Raw genomic sequence first — 18,259 nt, forward strand, 5'->3', positions numbered from 1 at the left:
GTCTTTACTCGAAAACCAACTACCTCCCAGGTACTCCGGTCACGTTCGCGCATCAGACGCTCATCCATTTGTTCCAGGGCCCAGGTAAGAATTTGGTTGCACACCTTCTGGCAAAGTTCGTGAATGCCTCTCTCAAGCTCATAAAAATCCTTGCTCTCACTGATTAACTTAATCAGACCAGTGACAAAAAGAAGGACTGCACCCACTATGTGGCGAATGTCTAACATGAGACCTCACACTCCTTTAGCTTGAGTTTTGGTGGTTTTTTGGGAGCGAGGTCTCATTTCTTTTTCAAGGGGCTTATTCCTTTCTGGCGCCTACTGAAATTTTACACGGCCAAATGTTGTCATATGGAACAGCTCATGGTAAGCTAGAACTGTCTACGGGCACCGAAAAACCTCCTGGGGGAGGGGACGGGGCTTGTCTTTCGCGCAACCCCTGGTTCTGTTGCTCAGCCAAAACCGCGAAACCGTCCAATCCGTGGCCGCTCAGATCGACTACAACTTTTTTAGCCTCCTCATCACCGCGCGGGAGGGGGAGGCGGCGGAGTTCATCCGCCGGGGCCTGCCGGATGTGTTCATTTACGAGCCCCAGGACCCCTCCTGCCCCTCCTGCCTGGAGCTGGCCAGCTTCCAGAACCTGCCCATCGTCATGGTTACCTTCCCCTCCGAGGAATTTCCGGCCTGCAGCCGCCTGCACATTGCGGAAATCCTCTACAAGCCCATCAACAGCGAGGAGCTAAACGCCCGCTTAAAGTCCGTCACCACCCTGCGCCAGCTGGAAAAGCAGCTGGCCGACCGCCCGCTGCCGGGTACAAACAGGCTGCCGCAGGTCCTGCTGGTGGAGGACAGCTCCCTGCAGCAAAAGATTATCTCCCGCTACCTGGCCGAGCAGGGCATCGAAACGCGGGTGGCCTCCACCGGCAGGGAAGCACTGGAAGCCGCCCGCAGCCACCAGCCGGACCTCATCCTCCTGGACATCGTGCTTCCGGACATCGACGGCATCGCCCTGTGCCACGAGTTGAAAAAGGACCCTCAGGTGGCCAACGTGCCCGTAATCTTTGTGACTTCCAAGAGCGGGCGGGAGAACCGCCTGAGGGGCCTGGAGTGCGGCGCCGACGACTTCTTAACCAAGCCCGTGGATAAGCGCGAGCTGGTCATCCGCGTGCAGTCCTTCATCCGCCGCAAGCAGCTCATGGATGCCCTGCTCTACCAGGCCAGCCGCGATTCCCTCACGGGGCTCTACAACCGCCGCCAGCTGCTGCTGGACCTGGAGCGGGAAATCGCCCGCGCCAGGCGCTACGGCCATCCCCTTTCCCTCATCGTCCTCGACGTGGACCACTTCAAGCAGTACAACGACTTAAACGGCCACCTCGCCGGCGACGGGCTCCTCACCCAGCTGGCCCAGCTCATTACCTCCGGCCTCCGCAGCACCGACCTCGCCTACCGTTACGGGGGCGAGGAGTTCGTGGTGCTCCTGCCCGAAACCGATGCCGCCGGGGCGGTGCAGGTGGCCGAAAAGCTGCGGCGGAAGGTGGAGGAATACCCCTTCCCGCACGAACAAAAGCAGCCCGGGGGAAACCTCACCGTCAGCCTGGGGGTGGCCGCTTTCCCGGACCACGCCCAGAGCACCAGGGACCTGCTCTCCGCCGCCGACCAGGCCATGTACGAGGCCAAGAGTCGGGGCAGGAACCGCGTCTGCCTCTACGGCGCCGACTGCCTTCCTCCATAAAGGGGACTTGCCCCCTTTAACCGCCGGCGGCCCCCCAAAAGCGGCAGGCCGGGACCTCCCGGGCCGCCCGGAAACCGCCCCGCTCCGGGAAGGCCAGGCGGCGGCAGCGCCGCTTTAGGCCCGGCGCCCGCCCGCTCTTTCCACCAAACGCACCAGGAGCACGCAGGCCTCGTAGAGGGCGTAGAGGGGGAGGGCGAAGAGGAGGCAGGTGAGGGCGTCAGGGGTAGGGGTAAGGAGGGCCGCCAGGCCCAAGGAGGCAAGAAGCGCATAGGGCCTCGCCCCGGCCAGCGCCGCGCCGCTCACCAGCCCCAGCCTGGCCAGGCACCAGGCCACCAGGGGCGCCTGGCAGATCACCCCGCCCGGGAGCAAGAAAACCACGGCAAAGGAAACGTAGCGGTCCACGCTGAGCATGGGCATCAGGTCCGGCCCGGCCAGGCGCAGGAGAAAGCCGAGCGCCGGGCGGTAGAGGAAAAAGTAAAAGAGCGCCACCCCTCCCGCAAAGCAAAACCAGGAGGCGCAGAGAAAGAAACCCAGCAGGCGCCTTTTCTCCCCCTCCAGGGCGGGCGAAACGAACTTCCAGAGGTGATAGAGGGCGAAGGGGAGGGAGAGGAGAAGGCCGCCGCCCAGGGCTATTTTTATTTTGGCCACCAGGGCCTCCGCCGGCCCGATGAAGACGACCCTGTACCCGCGGGAGGTAACCGGCTCCAGCAGGGCGGCCAGGATGGCGTCGGACCAAAAGTAGCAGGCGGCGCCGGTCACGGCCAGGCAGGCGAGGACGGCAATGATCCTCGTCCGCAGCTCCGCCAGGTGCTCGAAAAAGGTCATGTTATTGGGGTCCGGCCTGGCTTTTTTTGCCCGCGCCAAGCTCTTCCTTTTCCCCTTCCTTATCCGGGCTGGGTCCCGTCAGATCCTCCATTACTTCCTGCGTGGAGCGGCGGAACTCCCGGATGGCCCGGCCCAAGGAGCGCCCTATCTCGGGCAGCTTGCCGGGGCCGAAAATCACCAGGGCAATGACCAGGATGAGGATGAGTTCGGGCAGGCCGATATTGGAAAACATTACCTCTCACCTCCCCGGTACCTGTGCCGGGGCCACCCGTAACGCTGGCGGCCCCGCGCGGCGGCACCCTCGCCGGCCCGCCGGCGCACGTGTATGGCCGCCCCCTCCACCGGGCAGCCGTTCTCGCACGCCCCGCAGCCGACGCACCGCTCCACCAGTACCACCGGGCGCCCCAGGCCGTCTAAGGCAATGGCCCCCATGGGGCATTGCTCGGCACAGAGGAGGCACAAAACGCCCTCCCCCCAGACCAGGCACCTGCGGCGGTCGAGCTCGGCGGTGCCTATTTTTACTTCCTCGAGGGGCACGCGGGCAATGGCCCCGGTGGGGCAGACTTCCTGGCAGAGGAGGCACAGCTCGCAGCGCCCCTTGCGCGGCACCAGGCGGGGCGTTTCAAAGGCCGCCGGGCCAAAAGCCAGCGGCAGGGGCTCCAGGGCCCCGGTGGGGCAGACCTTGATGCAGCGCCCGCAGCGGGCGCACGCCGCTAAAAACTCTTCCTCCGGCAGCGCCCCCGGCGGGCGCAGGACCTCACCTGCCGCCGGGCGCGCTAAAAGCTCGCCCAGGGCCAGCCCCAGCACGGCTGCGCCGGCGGCTGCCAGAAACTGGCGCCGCGTCTGGGGAGAGCCCCGCAGCCCGTACTCCTCCCGGGGCGCGCCGCCCGGCCCCGCCCAGGAGACGGCGCCCACAGGACAGGCCTCCCGGCAGCGCCCGCAGACCAGGCACTGCGACCCGGAGCCGCCCGGACAGGGCTCCCGGGAAAGGGAGGGGCAAACTTTTGCACACGCCCCGCAGCCGGTGCAGGCGCCCCCGGCGGTAAAGCGCCAAAGGCGCACGGCGCCGAGCAGGGAGAAGAAAAGCCCCGAGGGGCAGAGGTAGACACACCAGAAGCGCGGGAAAAAGATTATGCCCACCGCCAAAAGCACCAGCAGCAGGTAGGGGACGCGTCCCGACCAGATGCGGGCCAGCTCGTGGCCGAGGAGCGCGTAGGGGGTAAGCAGAAGCGGCCAGCCGCTGCCCGCCAGCCAAAGGGCCAGAAGCAGCGCCAGCCAGGGATAGCGGAGGGCCTCCAGGAGGGGTACACGGGCCGCCGGTCGCTTAAAGCCGAGCTTCGCCTTTTCCAGGATGGCCAGCATCCCCCCCACCGGGCAGAGCCAGCCGCAAAACACCCGCCCTGCCAGGAGGGTGGCCAGCACCACCGCCAGGGGCAGCCAGCTCCAGGAGGGAAAGCTCCCCTCCCGGGCCGCCCGGCCCAACCACAGCAGCGGGTCCAGCCTGGTCAGCCAGACGAGCACCGCGGACCCGTCCCGCAGCGGGTACTTCAGCTGCCAGAAAAGCAGCACGGTAACCACAAAGGAAAGGGCGGCCACGCGGAATTGTGTCCGGGGCAGCCGGCCTTTTTTGCCCACGGCCTCCCCTCCCGGCGGCATCTTAGAGAAAGACGTTTACCGTATGGAGCTTGGACAGATCCATCTGCCCCAGCCCCATACCGGCGGCCAGGCGCAGGTGCTCTATTTCCGCCGGGTCGAGGCCGAAGAGCCGGGCGCCGTACGCGTCCACGGCCACCGGGTCGGTGCCCAGGATGAGCCGGCGGAACTCCCGGATGGGCCCCGGGCCGGTGGGGCCGTTGGAAGTAATTCCCCGCACGGCATCCATAACGATCAGGTGGGGCTTCTTAAAGGCCGCAAGCTCGGCAATGGGGCGGTGCAGGCCCCGGGCATGAAAAACGCCCCGGTCCCAAACCAGGCCCATCATGTTTTTAAGCCCCATGGTCAGCTTGGTGGCCACATGATGCTTGAGGATGGGCATATTGATAAATACGTCCGCCTCCAGCACATCCCGGGAGAAGTGGACTTCCCTAAGGGCCTGGCCCCCTATTTCCACCCGGGTGTAGTAGCGGTCGTTTAAAGCATCCAGCACGTAAACCTTTCCCCCGGCCTCGCGCACCGCCCTGCGCATGCCCGTCTTTTCCAGGCAGGTTTCCCCGTTAAAGAAGGGGTGGTCGATGACCCGCACCTCCCGGGCGCCCGCCTCCAGGCACTTCTTCACCAGCGCGGCCACCAGCCTGGGGCTGGTGGTGCAGGCCTCCTCCGGCGCCCTGGGGACGCTGAAGTTGGGCTTTAAGACCACCAGGTTCCCCTTTTGCACAAAGCGGGCAATGCCGCCCATGGCCTCTAAGCCCTTTTCCAGCAACTCCTCGTAATTGTCACCCTCCACCACGGCCAGGTCCGGCCCGCGGGCCGGGGCCGCCTGCATGGGCGGCGGGGTGTAGGGGGCAGGAGTCTGGGGCGCCGCCTTTTCCCCGGAAGGCCGCGGCAGGCGGCAGCCCGCGAGCCCCAGCGCCGCCAGCACGCCCAGGCCGCAGAGGCGCAGGAATTCCCGCCGGTCCATCCCGCAATGCCACCCCCTATGTAAATCATTCTACAGGGCCGGGAGCTTTCCTGCCTGTTTTTGCCTGCCGCGGAACTAAAGCGCCCGGTTGCAGCTGCCCACGGCCAGGCCCTTAATTTCCCGCAGGCGCGCAATGAGGCCCGGCACGCCCAGCAGTTCTCCTTTGGCCGGGGGCAGGTGCCGGAAGAGGTAGTCCGGGTCGATGTTTAAATTGCGCAGCTGCACCATGTTCACGCCGGTCTCCGCCAGGAAGGAGAGGAGCTTTTCCACCTCCCCGGCGCGGTCGGTAAACCCCGGCATGACCAGGAGGTTCAGGGAGACGAAGACGCCCGCGCGGCGGGCCAGCTTTATGGAGGCGGCCACCTCGCCCAGGCCAAAGCCCCGGGGGCGGTGGTAGAGATTGTAAAGCTCGGGGTCGGCGCTAAACAGGCTCACGCGCAGGGAGTTAATACCGGCCTCCACCACCTTTCGCACGCCCTCCGGCGACCCGGCGTTGGTGTTCATGTTGATGGTGCCGCGGCTCACGCGGCTCCTCACGCGGGCAATGGCCCCGGCCACCAGATCTGCCTGCAGGAGCGGCTCCCCCTCGCACCCCTGGCCGAAGCTGATGATGGCCTCCGGGGCGCGCGCCAGGTGGTGCTCCATGACCTCCACCACCGCGTCTTGAGGCGGCGCCTCCTTGATCCTCTCCTGAGGCGAGGGGCAGCGCCCGGCGGGCTGCCGGGAAATGCAGCCCAGGCAGCCGGCGTTGCAGGCGGGCGAAACGGGCAGGCCCCCCTCCCACCGGCAGTAAAAGATGTTCTGGGCGGTGAAGCAGGAGTAATGCTGGGCGCAGCGGGCAAGCTGGCGCAGCACGGGGTTGTGGGGGCTCTCCGCCAGGCGCCGCGCGATCCTCCCCGGCAAATCCGGCGTGTTGTAGTGCCGGGGGTCCCAGCGCGCGGGGTCGTCCGTGCGGTGGGCGGCCACCCACACCCTGCCCTTGCGCCAGGCCACGGCGGCGTACCCGAAAAGGGGGAGGGGCCTGACAGAAGAGCGGTAGTAGGCCGGCAGAAGGGTGCGGGTGTAGCCCTGGGGCAAAAGGGCGGCCACGGCCAGGGCGCGCTTTCCCCCCGCCTCCTTCAAGAGCACAAAATTGCCCCGCCGGTCAATGCCCACCGGGCTTCCCCCGGGGATGAAGACCAGGGAGGACCCCGGCGGCATGGGGATCATCTCCTCCGGGCGGATTTCCGTGATCCTCTCCCCGGTCCGCGCCGCGGCCAAGAGCCCGGGGTGGTCGTAAAAGCGCCCCTTATCGTCGGCGTAGAGGAGCTTAAACAAGGCGGATCACCTTCGGCATGTTTCTCTTCCTTTCCCCGACACCTGCCTCCGGCAAAGTTCCCGCGCCGCGCCATCTCCTTTGCCGTGTGCACACTAAGTATACGTACTTACATACATTTCCGTCAACTCTTTTGTAACCCGCGGGCAATTTTTAAGGCCCGCCGGACGGCGGGCCACGGTTATGCTCTCAGGCGCTTTAAGCACAGCAGTGGGTCGTAGGGTATGCCGTTTAAGCGCACTTCAAAGTGGAGGTGGGGGCCGGTGGAGCGGCCCGTGCTGCCCACCAGGGCAATCACGTCCCCTTCCTTGACGAACTCCCCCGGTCGCACCAGGATCTTCCGGGCGTGGGCGTAGAGGGTGGTGAGCCCGCCGCCGTGGTAGAGGATGACCGTGTTGCCGTAGGTGCCCCGCGGCCCGGCAAAGATCACCCGCCCGGCGCGGGCCGCCCGGATGGGCTCCCCTTCGCCGGCGGCAATGTCCACGCCCTCATGGGGCCGCCCCTCGCGCAGGCCAAAGGGCGAGCTCAGGTTGCCCATTACGGGCCAGGCCAGCTGGGCCACCGGCAGGGCCGCCGCCCGAGCAGGCTGCGGCTGCCCGTCGGAGCCCGCTCCCGGTATCGCCAGCGTTTGCCCGGGCACCAGGCGGTCGGGGTCGTCCAGGCCGTTGGCGGCCACCAGCCGCTCCACCGCCACCCGGTAGCGGCGGCCGATTTCCGAAAGGGTTTCCCCGGGGGCCACGGTGTGGGTAAGGGCCTCCACGGGAACTTTGAGCACCTGGCCGGCCACGATGCGGTCGGGGTCCTCTATGGCGTTAACTTCCTGCAGGGCCACCGGCGGCAGCCCGAAGCGCTCGGCCAGGGAAGCCAGCGTATCTCCCCGGCGCACGCGGTACTCCAGCCAGCTGCCGCCCGCCTCCCTTTGTTCCGCGGGCAAAAGGGCATAGGGGCCGCCGGCGACCACGGCCTCCTCAGGGGAAGCCGCAAGCAGGCCCGGCCCGCCCAGCAGGCACAAGGCCAGGGTAAGCGCGGCAATCAGTTTCTTAACTGGCTTTACCAATTGGGCATTCCTCCCTCATTAAGGAAGGATTGCCCCGGCAAGGCCCTTTTATACGTCTTCGGAAGTAATTTCCCGGCGGAGGTCCGGGGGCCTGTCCGGGGGGACCACCGGGCCGCTCCGGCGGGCCGCCTTAAAGAGGCGGATGAGCTCCTCGTTGCTCTGGGTTTTCCTCATGCGGTCCACCAGCATTTCCATGGCCTCCCAGGGGGCCATGCCGGCGGTGGCCTTGCGGAAGAACCAGATCCACTCCAGCTCGTCCCTGGAGAGGAGCAGCTCTTCCTTGCGGGTGCCGGAACGCTGCACGTCGATGGCCGGGAAGAGCCGGCGCTCGGCCAGGCGGCGGTCGAGGATGAGCTCCATGTTGCCGGTGCCCTTGAACTCCTCAAAGATCACCTCATCCATGCGGCTGCCCGTCTCAATGAGGGCGGTGGCCAGAATGGTCAGGCTGCCCCCTTCCTCCAGGTTGCGGGCGGCGCCGAAGAAGCGCTTGGGCTTGTGCAGCGCGGCGGGGTCCATGCCCCCGGAGAGGGTGCGCCCGCTGGGGGGGATGACCAGGTTGTGGGCCCGGGCCAGGCGGGTGATGCTGTCCAGCAGGATGACCACGTCCCGCCTGTGCTCCACCAGGCGCTTGGCCCGCTCCAGCACCATCTCCGCCACCTTGACGTGGTTTTCCGGCGGCTCGTCAAAAGTGGAGCTGACCACCTCGCCGTCCACCGAGCGCTCCATGTCGGTGACCTCTTCCGGGCGCTCGTCAATGAGCAGCACGATGAGGTAAACTTCGGGGTGGTTTTTGGTGATGCTGTTGGCTATCTCCTTGAGGAGGGTAGTCTTGCCGGCCTTGGGGGGGGCCACGATAAGGCCCCGCTGCCCCTTGCCGATGGGGGCCACCAGGTCGACGATGCGCGCCGTAATGTTCTGGGGGCCCGTTTCCAGGCGCAGGCGCTCCTGGGGGTACAGGGGGGTGAGGCCGTCAAAGTGCAGCCTTTCCGCCGCCTTTTCCGGGTCGGTGCCGTTGACCTGCTCCACCCTTAAAAGGGCGTAGTAGCGCTCGTTTTCCTTGGGAGGGCGCACCTGGCCGGCCACCAGGTCGCCCGTGCGCAGGTCGAAGCGGCGGATCTGGGAGGAGGAAACGTAGATGTCGTCGCTCGAGGGCAGGTACTGGAAGGGGCGCAGGAAGCCGTAGCCTTCGGGGATGATCTCCAGGATGCCCTGGGCGTAAATGAGCCCGTTTTTTTCCGTCTGGGCCTTGATGATCTCAAAGATGAGCTCCCGCTTGCGCAGGCGGTAGTAGCCCGGAATCTCCAGCTCCCGGGCAATCTTATAAAGCTCCTGAAGGGTTTTGCTCTCCAGTTCCGCGTAATTCACGGACATCCGTTCCTTTCCTTGGGGTTTGCAGGGCGGCGTGCGGCCAGCAGGCGCCTGGCCAGGAGGTAAGAAACGGCCCAGGAGAGGCCGGCGTTTAAAAAGGCACCCGCCAGGAAGGCGGTACCGGCCTCGCGAAAGGAGAAAAGCAGGGAGGAGGGTGCACTTTTAACGGGCAGGCAGGCCTCACCCCCCGTTACGGCGCTGCCGGTGATGAGGTTCAAAGCGTAAAAGAAGGGGACCGCCCACTTAAAAAAGGCAGCGGAAAGGGCAGCGGCAGCGGCGTTGGCGCGGAGCAGGCGTGCGAGGAGATAGGCAACGGGTATGCTCACCAGGGGAAGAGGGAAAAAGTCTACGGCCAGTCCCAGGGCAAGGCCGTGGGCGATCCTGTGCGGGGCATCGGGCTCGCTGAGAATGCGGTTAAGCCTGGCGGCCAGCTTCTTGAACTTTTGCCTGTGCATGGAGGGAGGCCGGGGGGCCTGGGCCCCCCATCGTCAGGGGCTCTGCAAATTTTACTTCCGAGGGGATACCTTTGCCCAGTCGGCCAGGAATTTTTCCACCCCCAGGTCGGTAAGGGGGTGCTTGAGCATCTGCATGAGCACCTTGTAGGGGACGGTGGCAATGTCCGCGCCTGCCCTGGCGGCCATGACCACGTGCAGGGGGTGGCGGATGCTGGCGGCAATGATCTGGGTGGGGAAGTCGTAATTGGCATAAATCTCCACGATCTCGCGGATCAGCTCCATGCCGTCGTGGCCCGCATCGTCCAGGCGGCCCACAAAGGGGCTGACGTAGGTGGCCCCGGCCAGGGCGGCCAGGAGGGCCTGGTTGGCCGAAAAGACCAGCGTCACATTGGTCTTGATGCCTTTCGCGGCAAGGGCCTTTACGGCCTTCAAGCCTTCGGCGGTCACGGGTATCTTGACCACTATGTTGGGGTGGATGGCCGCCAGGGCCTCGGCTTCCTCAACCATGGCCCGGGCTTCAAGGCTTACGGCCTCCACGCTGATGGGCCCGTCTACAAGGGCGGTGATCTCCCGTACTACCTGGAGGGGGTCCCTTCCTTCCTTGGCCATTAAGGTAGGATTGGTGGTTACGCCGCTGATCACGCCCAGCGCGCAGGCTTCCTTTATCTCCTCAATATTGGCGGTATCCAGGAAAAGGCGCATGCCGCAAAACCTCCTCAAACCCGCGCTTTTCCGGCACAGCCGAAGAGGCGCATTTTGGCGCGGATGACCTCCACCGCCGCCTCCCGGGCCGGCCCGAGGATCTTGCGGGGATCGATTTCCTGCGGGTGCGCGCCCAGCTCCCGCCGCAGCGCACCCACGAAGGCTTCCCTTATCTCGGTATCGATGTTGATCTTGCGCACCCCGCGGCGGACGGCTTCCCGGATGGCCTCCTCGGGCACCCCGGAGGCCCCGTGCAGCACCAGGGGCACGCGCACCAGCTCTTTAATCCTGCTCAGGCGCTCAAAATCCAGGCGGGGCTCCCCCTGGTAGCGCCCGTGGGCCGTGCCCACGGAAACGGCCAGGGAGTCCACGCCGGTCCTTTCCACAAAGTAGCGGGCCTCCGCGGGGTCCGTGAAAAAGGCCTCCCGCTCCTCCACCTTTATCTCATCCTCGGCCCCCATGATGCGGCCCAGCTCCCCTTCCACGGAAACCCCCGCCGCCCTGGCCACCTCCACCACGCGGCGGGTAAGGGCAATGTTTTCCTCCAGGGGCAGGTGGGAGCCGTCAATCATCACCGAGGAAAAGCCCGCCGCCACACACCTCACCGCCTGCTCAAAGCTGGTCCCGTGGTCGAGGTGTAAGGCCACCGGCACTCTTACGCCGCGGGCAGCCGCGCGGGCCATGGCCACCAGGTACGCCAGCCCGGCATACTTGATGGCCCCCTGGCTGGCCTGCAGGATGACCGGCGACCTCTCCGCCTCCGCAGCGGCCACGATGGCCTGCACCAGCTCCATGTTGTTACAGTTGAAGGCTCCCACGGCGTAGCCCTGCTCCTCCGCGTCCCGGAGGAGCACGCCGACCGGCACGAAAGGCATTTTCCTCCGCTCCTTTGCACTTTTCCATTATTCCCCGGCGCGGGCCTTTTCATGCCAGGCCACGGCGGGCGACCTCTTCCTGCCCCAGGAGCGACTTCACCAGGAAGCCGACCTCCCGCAGGTCAAAGGGCTTGTGCAGGAAGTGGCCGATGCCCAGGGCCCTGGCCTCTTCTTCCAGCGCCGTTTCCCCGTAAGCGGTCATGAGCACGACCCTGAGGGCAGGATCTAGCTCGCGGGCTTCCCGCCAAACGGTCAGGCCGTCCATACCGGGAAGTTTGGCGTCCAGGAGAAGCAGCCGCACGCCGCCCTTTTTTATCTTTTCCAGTGCCTCGGGACCCGAAGCGGCTGTCTCCACCTCTACGGCCTCGCCGCGCAGGAACTCCACCAGTAGCCGCAACACGCCGGGCTGGTCGTCCACCACCAGCACCATCTGCCTCTCCCTCCCCCCAGGCAGGTTAAAGAAAGATTTTCGCCCGCGCGAAAAAAATTCCTCCCTGCGCTACCCCGGGGGGATCACACGGAGAGATGGAGCACCAGAAGGAGAAGCAACACAAAGCCGCCGCCGGCCAGCACCAGGGGAGGCAGGACCACCGCCAAAAGGGCCCGGGAAAGGGTAAAGCCGTAGACGAAAGAGGCGCCCAGGACCACCAGCCCCGTCCCCCAGAGAAAGGCTGCCAGGCCTAAAACGGCGGTCACGGCCATGAACACCACGCCGCGCGCCCCCAGGAGGAGGAGCAGGAAGTCCACCGGCACCAGCCAGAGCGCGGGCAGCGAGGCCAGGGCGGTGACGCACAGGATCCCTGCCGCCTTGCCCTGGCCGCCCAGGAGGCCGGCGGCAAGGTGAATGAGGGCGCTCGTCAGCAGCCACTTGAGGTACTGGAAAAGGAAGCTGGCCGCGGACATGAAGGGAGCCGCCGGCAAAAGCCAGTGGATGCCCACGGGGTGGTAGCGGAACATCTGGACGCTGACCAGCGTGCTCATGACGGCGCCGGCCAGGGACACCAGGGAAAAAAGCAGCACTGCCGCGCCCAGGGGAGGGCGGGCGGCTACGGCGGCAAAGGTTCGCCGGGGCTCAAAGAAGACCCCGTAAATTAGCTCCAAAAAGCCCTGCCGGCCGGGGGCCGCCTGCTCCGCTGGGGCCGCCGCCTCTCCGGCGGGGCCATCCTGCCTTTCGGCCATCTTTTCTTCCAACCCTGCCACACCTCCTTTGGCCCCTTATCCTAGCGGGACGGCTCGTAAAACTGCTGCGCCGGAGGCAGGCAAGGAGGGGCCACCAGCCAGATGGCCGTACCCGGCGCAGGGTAAAGGCCCGAGGGCTTCCCCGGGAAAAGCGCGTCCAGGAAGATTTCCGGTATGAGGCGCCGCGGGGCCAGCTCGCTCACCGGGGGATCGGGCCCCAGGCCGGACAGCTCCCCGGCCAGCCTAATGGCCTCCCGCAGGTCCCCAAGCTCGTCCACCAGGCCGAGCTCCTTAGCCTGCCGGCCGGTGAAAACGCGCCCGTCGGCCAGCTTCCTCACGTGTGCGGGGTCCATCCGCCGCCCCTCGGCCACCGCCTGCACGAACTGGGCGTAGATGTCTTCCACCATCCCCTGGAAGATGCTCTCCTCCTCGGGGGTCACGGGGCGGCTGGGGGAGCCCATGTCCTTGTGGGGGCCGCTCTTAAAGGTGCGGGTGGCAATGCCCAGCTTGCTGTAGAGGCCCTGCAGGTCCTGCACCTGAATGATCACGCCAATGCTGCCGGTGAGGGTGCCCGGGTTGGCCACCACTTTGTCCGCGCGGCTGGCTATCCAGTAGGCCCCGGAGGCAGCCGCATCCCCCATGGAAGCCACCACTTTCTTTCCCGCCTGCCGGAGCCGGTCCACTTCCCGCGCGATTTCCTGCGCCCCGGCAGCGGTCCCGCCAGGGCTGTTTAAGCGCAGGACCACCGCCCGCACTTCGGGATCCCGGGCAGCCTGGCGCAGGCGCTGCGCCACTTCCTCCGCACCCACCAGGCCGGAGAGAAACGGGGAGGCACGCCCGCTGACAATGGTGCCGGAGAGGTGGACGACGGCCACGCTGCCGCGCCCGCGCCCCGCACCAAGCCCTTTCCCCACCCTTGCCGCCACGACGAGGGTGGCCAGCAGGCTGCAGGCCACCGCGCCTATAACCAGGGCGGCCACCAATTTCTTCTTCATGGCTTATCCCAGACCCCCCGCACCAAAGAGTTGCCGCGCTGTTTTACCGCGCTATATTATTGCCCCCCGCCGATCCTTTAAATACCTCTGGCACGGCGGTAGGCCAGGGCCGCGCCGACAAAGTCCCTGAAAAGGGGGTGGGGGCGGTTGGGGCGGGATTTAAACTCCGGGTGAAACTGCGTGCCCAGGAACCAGGGGTGCCCCGGCAACTCGGTAATCTCCACCAGGTAACCGTCGGGGCTGGTGCCGCTGAACACCAGCCCTGCCTGGCTCAATTCCCGGCGGTAGGCGTTGTTTAGCTCGTAGCGGTGGCGGTGCCTCTCGTGCACCATCTCTTCCCGGTAGGCGCGGTGGGCCAGCGTGCCGGGGAGCAGGCGGCAGGGGTAGCTGCCCAGGCGCATGGTTCCCCCCAGGCGGTCGATGTTCTTTTGCTCGGGCAGGAGGTCGATCACCGGGTAGGGGGTCTGGGGGTCAAACTCGGAGCTGTTGGCTCCCGCCCACTTCAGCACGTGGCGGGCGTATTCCACCACCGCCAGCTGCATGCCCAAACAAATGCCCAGGAAGGGGACCCCGTTTTCCCGGGCAAACTGCACGGCCTTGATTTTCCCCTCTATGCCCCGGTCGCCAAAACCCCCGGGGACGAGGATGCCGTCCACTCCTTCCAGGTAGCCCGAAACGGGCCTGTACTCCAGCTCTTCGGAATTCACCCACCGCACTTCCACCGCCACGCCGTGGTGGAGCCCGGCGTGACGGAGGGCCTCCACCACGCTGATGTAGGCGTCGGGCAGGGAGACGTACTTGCCCACCAGGCCGATGATTACCCGGCCCTGCAGGTTCTTCATGCGGTTGACCATTTCCTCCCAGTCCCTTAAATCGGGAGGGTGGCAGGAAAGCCCCAGGCGCTCCACGGTAATCTCCCCCAGGCCCTCCTTTTCCAGCATCAGGGGGACCTCGTAAATGGAGGCGGCGTCCACGGCCTGGATGACCGCGCGGGGCTCGATGTCGCAGAAGAGGGCAATCTTCTCCTCCAGTTCCCTGGTCAGGGGACGCTCGGTGCGGCAAACGATAACGTCGGGCTGGATACCGATGCTGCGCAGCTCCTTCACGCTGTGCTGGGTGGGCTTTGTCTTTAGCTCGTTAGCTACTTTAAGGTAGGGAACGAGGGTGACGTGGATGTACATGACGTTTTCCCGCCCGAGATCGGTGCGCAGCTGGCGGATGGCCTCCAGGAAGGGGAGGGACTCGATGTCGCCCACCGTGCCGCCTATCTCGGTGATGACCACATCGGCGCCGGTTTCCCGGGCAATCTGCAGGACCCGCTCCTTGATCTCATTGGTGATGTGGGGGATCACCTGCACGGTGGCACCCAGGTAATCCCCGCGGCGCTCCTTGGTGATCACCGACCAGTAAATGACCCCCGTGGTCACGTTGCTGGAGCGGGTGAGGTTGGAGTCGATGAAGCGCTCGTAATGCCCGAGGTCTAAGTCCGTCTCGGCGCCGTCCTCGGTGACAAACACCTCCCCGTGCTGGTAGGGGCTCATGGTGCCGGGATCGATATTGATGTACGGGTCCAGCTTTTGAATGGCCACCTTCAACCCGCGGCTCTTCAGCAGGCGCCCCAGGGAGGCAGCCGTGATGCCCTTGCCCAGCGATGAGACTACTCCGCCGGTGATGAAGATGAACTTGGCCATAATAACGCTCCTTGCGGTGGCTGTGGGTATTTTGTATACCTACCCTATTCTAGCCAGCGGCCTTTGCCCTGTCAACGGGAGGCTCGCTCACATCCGTTCGGGAGCCGAAAGGCCCAAAAGCCGCAGGCCGTTTTTAAGCACCACGCGGGTGGCGCCGGCCAGAAGAAGCCGCGCCTCGGTCAGGCGCCGGTCGGCGGTGAGCACGCGGTGGCTGTTGTAGAAGCTGTGGAAGAGGCCGGCCACTTCATGCAGGTAGCGGGCCAGGCGGTGGGGCGCAAGATCCCTGGCGCAGGCCACCACTTCCTCGGGAAAGTCGGCCAGCCTGCGCGCCAGGGCCAGCTCCGCCTCCGTTTCCAGCGGCCCGAGATCGACGGCTTCCGGCGGCGGCAGGGGCGCGTTGTTCTGGCGCAGGATGCTGCAGATGCGGGCGTGGGCGTACTGGATGTAGTAAACCGGGTTCTCGTTGCTCTGCGCCTTGGCCAGGTCCAGATCGAAGTCCAGGTGGCTGTCGGCGCTGCGCATGACAAAGAAATAGCGCGCCGCGTCCCTGCCCACCTCCTCCACCAGCTCCTCCAAGGTGACGAAGCGGCCGGTGCGCTTGCTCATGCGCACCAGCTCCCCGCCGCGGTAAAGCCGCACCAGCTGCATGATGACGATCTCCAGCGCGCCGGGGTCGTAGCCCAGGGCGGCCACGGCGCCCTTCATGCGGGCCACGTGGCCGTGGTGGTCCGCCCCCCAGATGTTAATGATGCGCTCAAAGCCGCGGCGGAACTTGTTGCGGTGGTAGGCGATATCGGCGGCAAAGTAGGTGGGCACGCCGTTTTTGCGCACCAGCACCTCGTCCTTTTCCGCGCCAAAGGCGGTGGCGCGAAACCACAGCGCCCCCTCGTGCTCGTACAAATACCCCCGCTCGCGCAAAATGGCGATGGTTTCCTCCACCTCTCCCGAGTCGTGGAGGCTCTGCTCGGAAAACCAGACGTCAAAGCGCACACCAAAGTCTTCCAGAGCCCTCCTGATGGCCGCCAGCTTTTCCTTGAGGGCGTACTCCGCCAGGACGCGGCGCCTTTCCTCCGCCGGCGCCTCCAGGTAGCGGTCGCCATAAAGGGCCACGAAGTTCCTGGCGGTGTCAATGAGGTCCTCTCCGTGGTAGCCTTCCTCGGGCACTTCCGCCGGGCGCCCCAGCAGCTGCAGGTAGCGGGCTTCCAGGGAGCGGGCAAAATTCTCGATTTGGTTGCCGGCGTCGTTAATGTAATACTCCCTGGTTACCCGGTATCCGGCAAACTCCAGGATGGCGGCAATGCTGTCCCCCAGGGCCGCCCCGCGGGCATTGCCCATGTGCAGGAGCCCTGTGGGGTTGGCGGAGACAAATTCCACCTGCACCCGCATGCCGCCCCCTACGTCCGCGCGCCCGTAGTCGTCGCCGGCCTGCACAATGCGCGGCAGCTCCGGCAGCACCCAGCGGGGGTGGAGGTAAAAATTAATAAAACCGGGCCCGGCCACCTCCACCTTTTCCACCGGGATACCGGTTAGATCAAGGCAGTTCACCAGTACTTCGGCAATCCTGCGGGGAGCACTGCGCGCCGCCCTGGCCAGCAGCATGGCCAGGTTGGCGGCGAAATCCCCGTGCTCCTTTTCCCGCGGCACTTCAACGGTAAAAGGAGGAAGCGCCGTAACGGGCAACAGCCCCTTTGCTGCCGCTTGGTTCACCGCACTCTCCAGGGCAGCGGCCAGCCGTTCCCTTATCTCCTGGACGATTCCCTTCATGTGCAGCGGCCTAGACCTCCTGTACGGTAATGGAGAGCTGGTTGTAGCCTATCTTCTGGTGGCAGAGCTCCAACTCGTATTCCAGATTAATACTTCCGCCCACCTCTGTCAAGTCCACCTCCACCTTCCAGGGCAGGACGCCCACCCACATGGAACCAAAGGGGGTGACGTAGTTGGCCTCGTGGTGGATGCCCTCCTCAAAAACCTGCTTGAGCTCGGAGGTGCCCATGCGCTTTAAGGTCACGCGGCTGGGTTCGGCCTTTAAGTAGGTGGTGGTCCCGGCAAGGCCGGAAATTTCCGACTCGCTGTAGACGATGTAAAAAGAGCTTTTTTTCTTATACAAGCTAGCCTTGGTTATCAGTTCAATGGTCTCCTGCTCCCCCAGCTCGCTGGTCCGGGTGCCGCGGATGGTCACCAGCACCGTCTTGCGCATCAAATCATCCTTTCAAAGGGCCGGTTAAGAAAGTTAACCGGAATTTAATAAATTATACCCCTTTTCGGGCCCTGCCGAAAGGGGGGAACGTCCCCCCAAAAACAAAAAACGGGCTCTCTATTGCCCGCTTGCCAACCGGTGGGTGCTTTTTTGGCTAGCGCCCGAGGAAGGAAACCACGCTCTGGTACAGGCTGTTGGCAAACACCTTTAAAAAGAGGATGGCTGTTAAGTTGATGATGGCCCCCACGCCCAGCACGTCTACCGCCAGCGAAAGGCCTTCCACCCAGCGGGACTTCCCGGCCTCCATGTTTTTACCCCCCGCTCGTAGTGACAATTCTTGCCCCTGCGGTAGTGACCAATCTTGTGCCGCCCTGCACATACCGTCCCTTCAATTGATTGTGTGCCTATTATACGTCCTCCCTGCCTAAAAGGCAAGAGGCGAATGACAAAATGATTGCGCTCACATGGACAAAAAAAGGGGCGGCACTTCCAAGGCGCCGCCGCTTGCGGGGAGAAAGGAGGGTGGCCAAATATTTTACGCTTCCTGCTTTTCGCCGTGGGCCGAGGCGGTAATGCCCAGGCCCTCAAAGATGAAGAGCATGGCAAAACCGTACCACACGGTGTAGATGACGTAGAAGACGAGCATGAAGGCCGTGATGCCCGCTTTATCCGCCACCCTGGCCGCCTCGATGCCCTCGAAGTTATAGGCCGGCTCCAGGGCCTTGGTCTTCACCGCGGAGGCAAAGGACATTTCCGTTGCCCGGCCCTGGAGCTTGAAGCTCTTCTCCAGCGCATCGAAGAGGCCCCACCAGTAGTAGATGACCTCCCGGGACTCCAGGCCGTAGCGCTCCTTCACCTGGGCGCCCTGGTTTTTAAACTCGGCGTCGGCATCGGCCAGGGCGCGCGCCGCCGCCTTGCCCAGGTCCCCGCTAACGCTCAGGCTCTGCCCGCTTAATTGCACGGCCAGCCCGGCAGAGGTAAACAGCCCGGCCATGCGGGACGTTTCCTGCGCGTCGCGGCCCCTGACGGTTACCTGGAACTCCTGTCCCTCGAAACTCTTGCCCTTTTTCACCATGCCCGGGATGTAGTACGTCGAGCCTTTGGTCAGCTGGTTGAAAAGGTCGTCTGCGTAGGCAATTACCGTCTTCCCGTTCATCACCGGGCTCAAGAGCACGGCCAGGACCACCAGGAAGGAAGCCAGGAGGACCAGGCCGATGAAAAACTCCCTCTTGCGGATAATCACGGTAACCCC

19 protein-coding genes and 1 pseudogene are annotated in these 18,259 nt (G+C 65.0%); 1 reads left to right on the forward strand and 19 read right to left on the reverse strand.

Translation table 11 applies throughout. The features are described from left to right. Positions 1–227: pseudogene (locus G454_RS0106390) on the reverse strand (ISLre2 family transposase); the annotation flags it as partial. A 193-nt stretch (positions 228–420) separates the two neighbouring features. Here G454_RS0106390 and G454_RS0106395 point away from each other — a divergent pair. Continuing rightward, on the forward strand, positions 421–1,731 hold the full coding sequence (locus G454_RS0106395; RefSeq protein ID WP_051275988.1) for a diguanylate cyclase: 1,311 nt from the start codon (positions 421–423) through the stop codon (positions 1,729–1,731). A 114-nt stretch (positions 1,732–1,845) separates the two neighbouring features. Here the strand turns inward: G454_RS0106395 and tatC are convergent, their stop codons facing one another. The 18 genes from tatC to G454_RS0106485 all read right to left on the reverse strand — a co-directional run bounded on the left by tatC (position 1,846) and on the right by G454_RS0106485 (position 18,250). Further along, complete coding sequence (gene tatC, locus G454_RS18030) at positions 1,846–2,556, reverse strand: twin-arginine translocase subunit TatC (RefSeq protein WP_035107197.1); 711 nt, start codon at positions 2,554–2,556, stop codon at positions 1,846–1,848. 1 nt (position 2,557) lies between these two features. After that, the gene (locus tag G454_RS0106405) at positions 2,558–2,788 is read right to left on the reverse strand and encodes a twin-arginine translocase TatA/TatE family subunit (protein ID WP_027717951.1); all 231 of its coding nucleotides are present in this window, start codon (positions 2,786–2,788) and stop codon (positions 2,558–2,560) included. Then, positions 2,788–4,191, reverse strand: coding sequence for a 4Fe-4S binding protein (locus tag G454_RS0106410; RefSeq protein WP_027717952.1), 1,404 nt, complete (start codon positions 4,189–4,191; stop codon positions 2,788–2,790). Before G454_RS0106410 ends, G454_RS0106405 begins: the two co-directional genes overlap by 1 nt. 22 nt (positions 4,192–4,213) lie before the next feature. Further along, positions 4,214–5,173 carry a DUF362 domain-containing protein gene (locus G454_RS0106415; RefSeq protein WP_027717953.1) on the reverse strand — a complete coding sequence of 320 codons (960 nt, stop codon included), beginning with the start codon at positions 5,171–5,173 and terminating at the stop codon, positions 4,214–4,216. A 75-nt stretch (positions 5,174–5,248) separates the two neighbouring features. Beyond that, positions 5,249–6,490, reverse strand: a complete 1,242-nt coding sequence (locus G454_RS0106420; protein WP_027717954.1) for a radical SAM family protein — start codon at positions 6,488–6,490, stop codon at positions 5,249–5,251. Positions 6,491–6,669: 179 nt separating this feature from the next. Next, complete coding sequence (locus G454_RS0106425; protein ID WP_051275990.1) at positions 6,670–7,545, reverse strand: peptidoglycan DD-metalloendopeptidase family protein; 876 nt, start codon at positions 7,543–7,545, stop codon at positions 6,670–6,672. A gap of 48 nt (positions 7,546–7,593) precedes the next feature. After that, positions 7,594–8,916 carry a transcription termination factor Rho gene (rho, locus tag G454_RS0106430; RefSeq protein ID WP_035107184.1) on the reverse strand — a complete coding sequence of 441 codons (1,323 nt, stop codon included), beginning with the start codon at positions 8,914–8,916 and terminating at the stop codon, positions 7,594–7,596. Then, positions 8,907–9,368, reverse strand: a complete 462-nt coding sequence (locus G454_RS18035) for a DUF2062 domain-containing protein (RefSeq protein WP_051275993.1) — start codon at positions 9,366–9,368, stop codon at positions 8,907–8,909. Before G454_RS18035 ends, rho begins: the two co-directional genes overlap by 10 nt. A 51-nt stretch (positions 9,369–9,419) precedes the next feature. Further along, positions 9,420–10,070, reverse strand: a complete 651-nt coding sequence (fsa, locus tag G454_RS0106440) for a fructose-6-phosphate aldolase (RefSeq protein ID WP_027717957.1) — start codon at positions 10,068–10,070, stop codon at positions 9,420–9,422. A 14-nt stretch (positions 10,071–10,084) separates the two neighbouring features. Further along, the gene (locus G454_RS0106445) at positions 10,085–10,945 is read right to left on the reverse strand and encodes a class II fructose-1,6-bisphosphate aldolase (protein WP_027717958.1); all 861 of its coding nucleotides are present in this window, start codon (positions 10,943–10,945) and stop codon (positions 10,085–10,087) included. A 49-nt stretch (positions 10,946–10,994) separates the two neighbouring features. Further along, on the reverse strand, positions 10,995–11,375 hold the full coding sequence (locus G454_RS0106450) for a response regulator (RefSeq protein ID WP_027717959.1): 381 nt from the start codon (positions 11,373–11,375) through the stop codon (positions 10,995–10,997). Between the two features lie 83 nt (positions 11,376–11,458). Next, the gene (locus tag G454_RS0106455; protein WP_027717960.1) at positions 11,459–12,136 is read right to left on the reverse strand and encodes a YIP1 family protein; all 678 of its coding nucleotides are present in this window, start codon (positions 12,134–12,136) and stop codon (positions 11,459–11,461) included. Between the two features lie 29 nt (positions 12,137–12,165). Continuing rightward, entirely contained in the window at positions 12,166–13,119 is a 954-nt protein-coding gene (gene sppA / locus G454_RS0106460) for a signal peptide peptidase SppA (RefSeq protein WP_027717961.1), read from the reverse strand. Between the two features lie 77 nt (positions 13,120–13,196). After that, positions 13,197–14,810 carry a CTP synthase gene (locus G454_RS0106465; protein WP_027717962.1) on the reverse strand — a complete coding sequence of 538 codons (1,614 nt, stop codon included), beginning with the start codon at positions 14,808–14,810 and terminating at the stop codon, positions 13,197–13,199. An 87-nt stretch (positions 14,811–14,897) separates the two neighbouring features. Beyond that, entirely contained in the window at positions 14,898–16,574 is a 1,677-nt protein-coding gene (gene argS, locus G454_RS0106470) for an arginine--tRNA ligase (protein WP_027717963.1), read from the reverse strand. A 10-nt stretch (positions 16,575–16,584) separates the two neighbouring features. Continuing rightward, positions 16,585–17,007: a YwiB family protein gene (locus tag G454_RS0106475; RefSeq protein WP_027717964.1), complete on the reverse strand. Its 423-nt coding sequence runs from the start codon at positions 17,005–17,007 to the stop codon at positions 16,585–16,587. Positions 17,008–17,161: 154 nt separating this feature from the next. Further along, positions 17,162–17,314, reverse strand: a complete 153-nt coding sequence (locus G454_RS21385; protein WP_156896686.1) for a hypothetical protein — start codon at positions 17,312–17,314, stop codon at positions 17,162–17,164. Positions 17,315–17,542: 228 nt separating this feature from the next. Further along, positions 17,543–18,250, reverse strand: coding sequence for a hypothetical protein (locus G454_RS0106485; protein ID WP_027717965.1), 708 nt, complete (start codon positions 18,248–18,250; stop codon positions 17,543–17,545). Positions 18,251–18,259 lie beyond the last annotated feature (9 nt).

Source organism: Desulfovirgula thermocuniculi DSM 16036 (genome assembly GCF_000429345.1).
GTDB classification, from domain to species: Bacteria; Bacillota; Desulfotomaculia; order Desulfotomaculales; family Desulfovirgulaceae; genus Desulfovirgula; species Desulfovirgula thermocuniculi.

What these genes read in the sequence shown, in the direction of transcription:
- G454_RS0106415 (WP_027717953.1), bottom strand. Translation starts at nt 5,173, where the DNA reads ATGGACCGGCGGGAATTCCTGCGCCTCTGCGGCCTGGGCGTGCTGGCG.
- G454_RS21385 (WP_156896686.1), bottom strand. Translation starts at nt 17,314, where the DNA reads ATGGAGGCCGGGAAGTCCCGCTGGGTGGAAGGCCTTTCGCTGGCGGTA.
- G454_RS0106450 (WP_027717959.1), bottom strand. Translation starts at nt 11,375, where the DNA reads ATGGTGCTGGTGGTGGACGACCAGCCCGGCGTGTTGCGGCTACTGGTG.
- G454_RS18035 (WP_051275993.1), bottom strand. Translation starts at nt 9,368, where the DNA reads ATGCACAGGCAAAAGTTCAAGAAGCTGGCCGCCAGGCTTAACCGCATT.
- G454_RS0106405 (WP_027717951.1), bottom strand. Translation starts at nt 2,788, where the DNA reads ATGTTTTCCAATATCGGCCTGCCCGAACTCATCCTCATCCTGGTCATT.
- tatC (WP_035107197.1), bottom strand. Translation starts at nt 2,556, where the DNA reads ATGACCTTTTTCGAGCACCTGGCGGAGCTGCGGACGAGGATCATTGCC.
- G454_RS0106475 (WP_027717964.1), bottom strand. Translation starts at nt 17,007, where the DNA reads ATGCGCAAGACGGTGCTGGTGACCATCCGCGGCACCCGGACCAGCGAG.
- rho (WP_035107184.1), bottom strand. Translation starts at nt 8,916, where the DNA reads ATGTCCGTGAATTACGCGGAACTGGAGAGCAAAACCCTTCAGGAGCTT.
- G454_RS0106445 (WP_027717958.1), bottom strand. Translation starts at nt 10,945, where the DNA reads ATGCCTTTCGTGCCGGTCGGCGTGCTCCTCCGGGACGCGGAGGAGCAG.
- G454_RS0106465 (WP_027717962.1), bottom strand. Translation starts at nt 14,810, where the DNA reads ATGGCCAAGTTCATCTTCATCACCGGCGGAGTAGTCTCATCGCTGGGC.
- sppA (WP_027717961.1), bottom strand. Translation starts at nt 13,119, where the DNA reads ATGAAGAAGAAATTGGTGGCCGCCCTGGTTATAGGCGCGGTGGCCTGC.
- fsa (WP_027717957.1), bottom strand. Translation starts at nt 10,070, where the DNA reads ATGCGCCTTTTCCTGGATACCGCCAATATTGAGGAGATAAAGGAAGCC.
- argS (WP_027717963.1), bottom strand. Translation starts at nt 16,574, where the DNA reads ATGAAGGGAATCGTCCAGGAGATAAGGGAACGGCTGGCCGCTGCCCTG.